Here is a 6,180-nt window from a genome sequence, read left to right on the forward strand (position 1 = left end):
ACAGGTCGTCCTCCCCACGCACGTGGGGGTGCTCCGCAGGTAAACGACGCCTACGGGCATGACGCGGGGTCCTCCCCACGCACGTGGGGGTGCTCCGCTGTCTGGTCCGGCCAGCTCGGCGAGCAGGTCGTCCTCCCCACGCACGTGGGGGTGCTCCGGACGACCCGCGGCTACGCGGCTGCTTCGTCGCGTCCTCCCCACGCACGTGGGGGTGCTCCGCATATCGGGGGCGGTACGTACCACAATCTTGTGTCTTCCCCACGCACGTGGGGGTGCTCCGCATATCGGGGGCGGTACGTACCACAATCTTGTGTCTTCCCCACGCACGTGGGGGTGCTCCACCGTGGTAGTCGCGAATCCGAAGGGCGGTGCGGGTCCTCCCCACGCACGTGGGGGTGCTCCCAAATAGAGAACTGCTGTCGGACCTCGCCGTCAATCCTCCCCATGCACGTGGGGGTGCTCCGCTCAGGGCTACGCTGCGGGCGCTGCCGTGCGCGTCCTCCCCACGCACGTGGGGGTGCTCCAGCTGGACCGGCGTAACCGGTTGTCCTGCCCTGGTCCTCCCCACGCACGTGGGGGTGCTCCGCTGATGCGCTGCGACAACAGCAACCCGAACTGGTCCTCCCCACGCACGGAGTTTGGCGTTTTCCGTGTTTGGCCGTTGGGTGTGGTCGGGGTTGTTAGGTGGTGATCCGGTCGCTGTCGGCGAGGGTCAGGGCGTTGAGGGCCTTGCCTCAACCGTAGACCCGGCCGGTGATGCTCCCACTCTTGCGTCTCTGCCCGACGATGAGGTGCAGAATCTTCATCGCGGCCTGTTCCGTTGGGAGATGCCCGCGCCGGCGGGCGGCCTGCCGGCACCGGGCGTTCAGCGACTCGCTGATGGTGGTGGTGTAGAGGACCTTGCGGACCTCGTGGTCGCAGTCCAGCAACGGCACGAACTGCGGCCCAACAGGTGCGCCACAGCCGGATCACGGCCGGGTAGCGGCCGCCGAACTCGGCGGCGAACGCCTCAAAGCGGCCCTTGGCAGCCGCGACGGTCGCGCGGCGGGTCGAAGTCACGCGGCGGCCCATCAGTCACCCGGCGGCAGAGGGAGCCTGTCACGCCGGCCGGCGGGGGGGCACGGCCGGCGTGACAGGCGAGGGGAAAGTCAGCCGAGGTCGCGACGGTTGAAGGCCCATAGACCGATGCCGAGTATCACCACCGTCAGGGCCGCCAGCACACCCAGGTGACCCCACTGGAACCCATTCTTCAGGGGCTCTCCGCCGATGTAGTAGTAGAACGGCGAGACCTTCTGCAGCCAGGTGGCGCCCATCTGCGGGGCGAAGGCGTTGAGCATGTACGAGAGCACTCCGACCGATGCCGTTCCCGCGAAGACCAGTCCGTGACGGCCACCGGCGGCGCCGATGCCGAGCGCCAAGGCCCCGAAGAAGACCGCGAGAAGACACACTGCGGTGGCTTGAGCGGCGAACTGGCCGGCCGAGACGGTCTCGAGCTGAGCGCTTGAGCGGATGGCCAGCATGCCGAGGAAGATCATGAGGGCGATGACGACGGCTCCCACCGCCAACGCCCCGAATCGTTGCAGCAGGAGCTTCGTACGGCTCACCGGGTGTGCCAGAACGAGTTCGAGGAGCCCGTTCTCCTCGTCGCCGGCGATGGCACGCGCCCCGGTCGCAACTCCGTAGAAGAGCACGACCAGCGGCACCAGGATGCCGAACGGCGCAGTTCCCAGGTAGCCGGCGGCGGAGCCGATGTCGGAGAAGTTGAAGGCGTCCCGCAAGGCGTCGGGCACCGTCTCCACGCTCTGCGGCGTCATCTGCGGATAGAAGGCCCCGTAGATGATCGCGAGCAGCGTGGCGGCGACGATCCAGCCGGTCAGGCTTCGCCGGTTGTCCCAAAGCGACTGGGTCAGGATGCTACGCGACACGTGCCTTCTCCTCGCTGCTGTAGTAGCCGAGGAACAGGTCCTCGAGGTCGGGTTCGACCGCACGGATTCGCCTGACGGTGTGCTCAGCCGCCAGCTTGATCAGCGCGTCAGGGCTACCCTGGGCGCGGCAGCGCAAGGTGCACCCCTCCACCGTGACGTCCGTGACGCCTTCCAGCACGGCAAAGCGGTTGGCGTTGGGAGCAGTGGTGAACTCGATCTCGACCTGAACCGTCAGCGCGGTGCGCGACCGCAGCTCCGCCATGCCGCTGACCGCGACCAACCTGCCGTCGCGGATGATGGCGACCCGGTCGGCGACGGCCTCCACCTCACTCATGATGTGTGAGGACATCAAGACGGTCTGCCCGGCGGCCCGGGCCTCACGGACGAGGTCCAGGAAGGTCTGCTGCACGAGAGGGTCGAGCCCGGAGGTCGGCTCGTCGAGGATGAACAGCTCCGGCTGGTGCATGAAGGCCTGCACGAGGCCGACCTTCTGCCGGTTTCCTTTGGAGAGACTCTTGATTCTGGCGCTCAGGTCGAGATCGAGCCGCTGTGCCAGTTCGTCTATGCGTGCGGCGGGCACACCACCGCGCAGCCCGCTGAGGAAACTCAGGCATTCTCGGACACTCTGCCGCTTGTGCACGACGAAGTCGCCGGCAAGGTAACCGACGCGCCGGTGCAGGGCCACGGCGTCGGCACGAGGGTCCAGGCCCAACACCCGGGCCCGCCCACCGCTGGGCCGGATCATGTCCAGCAGCAGGCGAATGGTCGTGGACTTGCCAGCGCCGTTGGGGCCGAGGTAACCCAGCACCTCACCCGGATAGACCTCGAGTGACAGGTCGACGATCCCGCGTCTGCTTCCGTAGCGCTTGGTCAGCTTTTCGAGCTGAATGACCGGTTCCATACTCTCAAGCTATCAAGTCTTTAAAGATTTTTGAAGACTCCGAACCTCACGCGCCACTGGTGTTCGCCGTCGCGGGTGTCTGGGGTGAGAGCTGGGGACTCCCCGGGGTAGTTCGCGACCGCCCTCGCCCGCATGCTGCCTCTGGACCGCGCTGATGCCCACGGCACGAGAGGTACTCGGGTGACGACTTCCGAAACGACGATCCCCCCGCAGCCAAACGTCAACGACGCCGCCATCTACCCGTGGTACCGGATGATGCGCGACGAGCACCCGGTGCGACGTGACCCGGTCACCGGCTGGTGGGTGGTCTACCGCTATGACGACGCGCGCCACGTGCTGACCAATCCGCAGATCTTCTCCTCCGAGATGCACCGCATGGGATATCCGGAGTCCGGCCTGGAGAGCCTGCCGCAGATGGATCCGCCCCGACACACCCGGGTACGGCGCATCCTCGGCACCGCGTTCACGCCGCACTCCATCGGGGAGTTCGAGCCGCTGATCGTCCGGATCACCAACGAGGTGATCGACGGTTTTGTCGACAAGGACCGCGTCGACTTCGTGGCCGAACTGGCCTACACCGTGCCGATCGCGGTGATCCTCGAAGTCCTCGGCCTCCCGTCGGAGGACCGGGTGCACTTCTACGACTGGGCACGGCGGGTCATGGACGTCACCCCCGAGCAGATGGCTCAGGAGGGATACGCCGAGTCACTGTTCGACATGCAGCAGGACGCGGTGAGCTACCTGCGTGAGAAGGTCCACGAACGCCGGGGCAAGGCCGGTGACGACATGCTGACGCGACTCGCCAACGCGCAGCTCGACGGCGACACCCTGACCGACGACGAGACCGCGAACTTCGCCAATGTCATGTTCGCGGGCGGCCACATCAGCACGACCATGACCATCGCCAACACCATCGACCTGCTGGACATGAACGGACAGGCGCAGCGGGACGTCAGGGACAACCCGTCGCTGCTGCCACAGGCCATCGAAGAGGTCCTGCGGCACCGGCCCCCGATCACCACGGGATTGCGCGGCAGCACCCGCGACGTCGAGCTGGGCGGGGTCACGATACCCAAGCACCAGTACGTCGCCGCGAGCTTCTGCTCGGCCAATCGCGACGAGCGCCAGTTCACCCACCCGGACGCCTTCGACATCCACCGTGCGGGCGAGGTGCGCCACTTCGGCTTCGGGTTCGGTACGCACCACTGCATCGGCAACGCTCTCGGCCGCTTGGAGACCCGTCTGGTCGTCCGAACCCTGCACGAGCGCTTCAAGAAGATCACGGTCGATCGGGACGGCGAAGTCGCGTGGGCGAAGCCACCGCAGATGGTCGGTTACGACAAGCTGCCCGTCGTGCTCCAACCTGCCTGACGGACGCTGATGACGGCAAAGATCACCGAATCGCTCGCCGCAGCGCCGGACCGATGGGTATTGCGCCCGTCGAGCCGGCGCTGCCACCTGCGGCTACTGTGTGTGCCCTACGCCGGCGGCGGAGCCGCCGTTTTCCACGGGTGGCAATCGCTGCTGCCCGCAGGCGTCGAGGTGTGGGCACTGCGGCTTCCGGGTCGCGACGCCCGCTTCCACGAACCACTCGTGACGGATCTGCACGCGCTGGTGGACGACGCCGCGCAGGCACTGGCGCCCACGCTGGAGGAGCCATTCGCGGTGTTCGGTCACAGCCTCGGCGCGTTCATCGGCTACGAGCTGGTTCGCCGACTGAGCCATGACTGGGGCCTGCAGGCGTCAATGCTGGCCGTCTCGGCGCGCGACGCACCGCAGATCCCCTCCTACCGGGGCGGGGTGCACCGCCTCGACGATCAAGACTTCATCGACGTGCTCGATCGCCAGTACAGAGCGATCCCTCCGGTGATCCGCACGGATCCACAGATGCGTGAGCTGTACCTACCGATCCTGCGCGCCGACGCCACCATGCTGGAGACCTACCGTCATGAGCCCGGTCCGGCGCTGCGATGCCCGGTGTCGGTGTTCTACGGCGAAGACGACCTCGAGACAACGCCAGCCGGGCTGCTGGCATGGGCGGAGCTGACCACCGGCGGTGCGCGCCTGCACGGCCTACCCGGTGGTCACTTCTTCCTCGATAGCGAGCGCGCACGGCTGGCGCGGACGTTGGGAACGGAACTCACCAGCACGTTGATACCCTGACCGGCCGGAGCACGTCATCGGCATCGGACACCGGACCGGGCCGGCCGGCACGCCCGATCGCCTGCGCACCGGCGGCCCGAGCCGGGCTAACGGCTCCGCGCGTAGTACCACGTCAGCTCCGCCGAGGACGGCGCCACGGCCCCGGCCTCGGGCTCCTGGTGTGGCTGCTGCGCCCGCTGGCGCACCGCGTCCAGCCGGGGAAGTGCCCGCATGATGGTGTCGAAGGGCAGCCCGAAGTCGACCAGACAGGCGACCTCGGAGACGCCGATCGCGGAGAGCCGCCGCACGACATCGAGGCACTTCTCCTCGGAGCCCAGCAGCGACCGCCGCTGGAAGTAGTCCTCCGCCATGATCTCGGCGAGCCGGTCCCGTTCCGCCTCCCCGGCCGAGGCGCCGGCTCTGCTGTCACTGCTCTTCTGCGACATGAAGGAACCCAGATACTTCTTGACAGGTTCACGAACCAGCTGCCAGACCGAGTCGTCATCCGCGCCGACGTACGTGTGCAAGCCCACCGTGACGATGCCGCCGCCCGGGTCGTGCCCGGCCCGCTCCCGCGCCGCGCGGTAGGCGGCGATGTTCTGTTCCAGTCGTTCCCAGCTGTCCAGCAACGTCAGCACGTTCAGACCTCGGGTGCCCGCCTCGATCCAGGTCTGCGGGTTGGAGGTGTGAACCAGCCACAGCGGAAGTTCCGCCTGGCACGGGCGCGGGAACGTGCGTACCGGGAGCACGGCACCGTCCGGCCCCGGAAAACCCACCGCGTCGCCGCGCCACAACGCCTGCAACGTGCCGATCGCGTCGAAGGTGTACTCGCGGCGCGTCTCGTAGTGCTGTGGGTAGAAGACGAAGTCGCCGTGATGCCAGCCGGTCGCCAGGCACAGTCCGGCCCGCCCGCCGGAGAGCTGGTCCACCAACGCCCACTCCTCGATGATGCGCACCGGGTGGTGGTGCGGGACGACCACGCTGCCGGCCCGCAGCCCGATCGAGGTGGTGGTGGTCGCGATCGCCGCCGACAGCACCGCTGGGTTGGGGAAGCTGCCGCCGAACTCCTGGAAGTGGCGCTCCGGGGTCCAGATCGCCGTGAAGCCGCGGGCGTCGATGAACTGGGCCACCTCCAGGATGAACCGGTAGCGGTCCCCGAAGTCGTAACGGTCGTTCGCAGCGAAGAAATAGACGCTGAATTCCATCAGGCTC

The 6,180-nt window shown here is 67.5% G+C and carries 6 protein-coding genes and 1 CRISPR repeat array; of the genes, 2 read left to right on the forward strand and 4 right to left on the reverse strand.

The genetic code is table 11. The features are described 5' to 3' along the window. The first annotated feature begins 11 nt into the window (after positions 1-11). Positions 12-585: direct repeats of the CRISPR family, unit length 24 nt; unit sequence TCCCCACGCACGTGGGGGTGCTCC. Positions 586-734: 149 nt separating this feature from the next. The 3 genes from B116_RS26010 to B116_RS0122850 form a co-directional block, all read right to left on the reverse strand. Then, on the reverse strand, positions 735-935 hold the full coding sequence (locus B116_RS26010) for a transposase (protein WP_027661431.1): 201 nt from the start codon (positions 933-935) through the stop codon (positions 735-737). A gap of 213 nt (positions 936-1,148) precedes the next feature. After that, a complete protein-coding gene (locus B116_RS0122845; RefSeq protein ID WP_027661432.1) occupies positions 1,149-1,925 on the reverse strand; it encodes an ABC transporter permease subunit in 777 nt (258 codons plus the stop codon). Then, positions 1,915-2,826 (reverse strand): ABC transporter ATP-binding protein, encoded by a 912-nt coding sequence (locus B116_RS0122850; protein ID WP_027661433.1) that lies wholly within the window; start codon positions 2,824-2,826, stop codon positions 1,915-1,917. The genes B116_RS0122845 and B116_RS0122850 overlap by 11 nt, the downstream gene beginning before the upstream one ends. A 180-nt stretch (positions 2,827-3,006) precedes the next feature. On the opposite strand from B116_RS0122850, the gene B116_RS0122855 reads away from it, so the two are divergent. Next, positions 3,007-4,197 carry a cytochrome P450 gene (locus tag B116_RS0122855; protein ID WP_018722435.1) on the forward strand — a complete coding sequence of 397 codons (1,191 nt, stop codon included), beginning with the start codon at positions 3,007-3,009 and terminating at the stop codon, positions 4,195-4,197. 102 nt (positions 4,198-4,299) lie between these two features. Then, positions 4,300-4,989 carry a thioesterase II family protein gene (locus B116_RS25755; RefSeq protein WP_188116068.1) on the forward strand — a complete coding sequence of 230 codons (690 nt, stop codon included), beginning with the start codon at positions 4,300-4,302 and terminating at the stop codon, positions 4,987-4,989. Positions 4,990-5,075: 86 nt separating this feature from the next. Here the strand turns inward: B116_RS25755 and B116_RS0122865 are convergent, their stop codons facing one another. Further along, a complete protein-coding gene (locus B116_RS0122865; RefSeq protein WP_027661434.1) occupies positions 5,076-6,173 on the reverse strand; it encodes a MupA/Atu3671 family FMN-dependent luciferase-like monooxygenase in 1,098 nt (365 codons plus the stop codon). Positions 6,174-6,180 lie beyond the last annotated feature (7 nt).

This window comes from Salinispora fenicalii (assembly GCF_000514815.1).
GTDB lineage: Bacteria > Actinomycetota > Actinomycetes > Mycobacteriales > Micromonosporaceae > Micromonospora > Micromonospora fenicalii.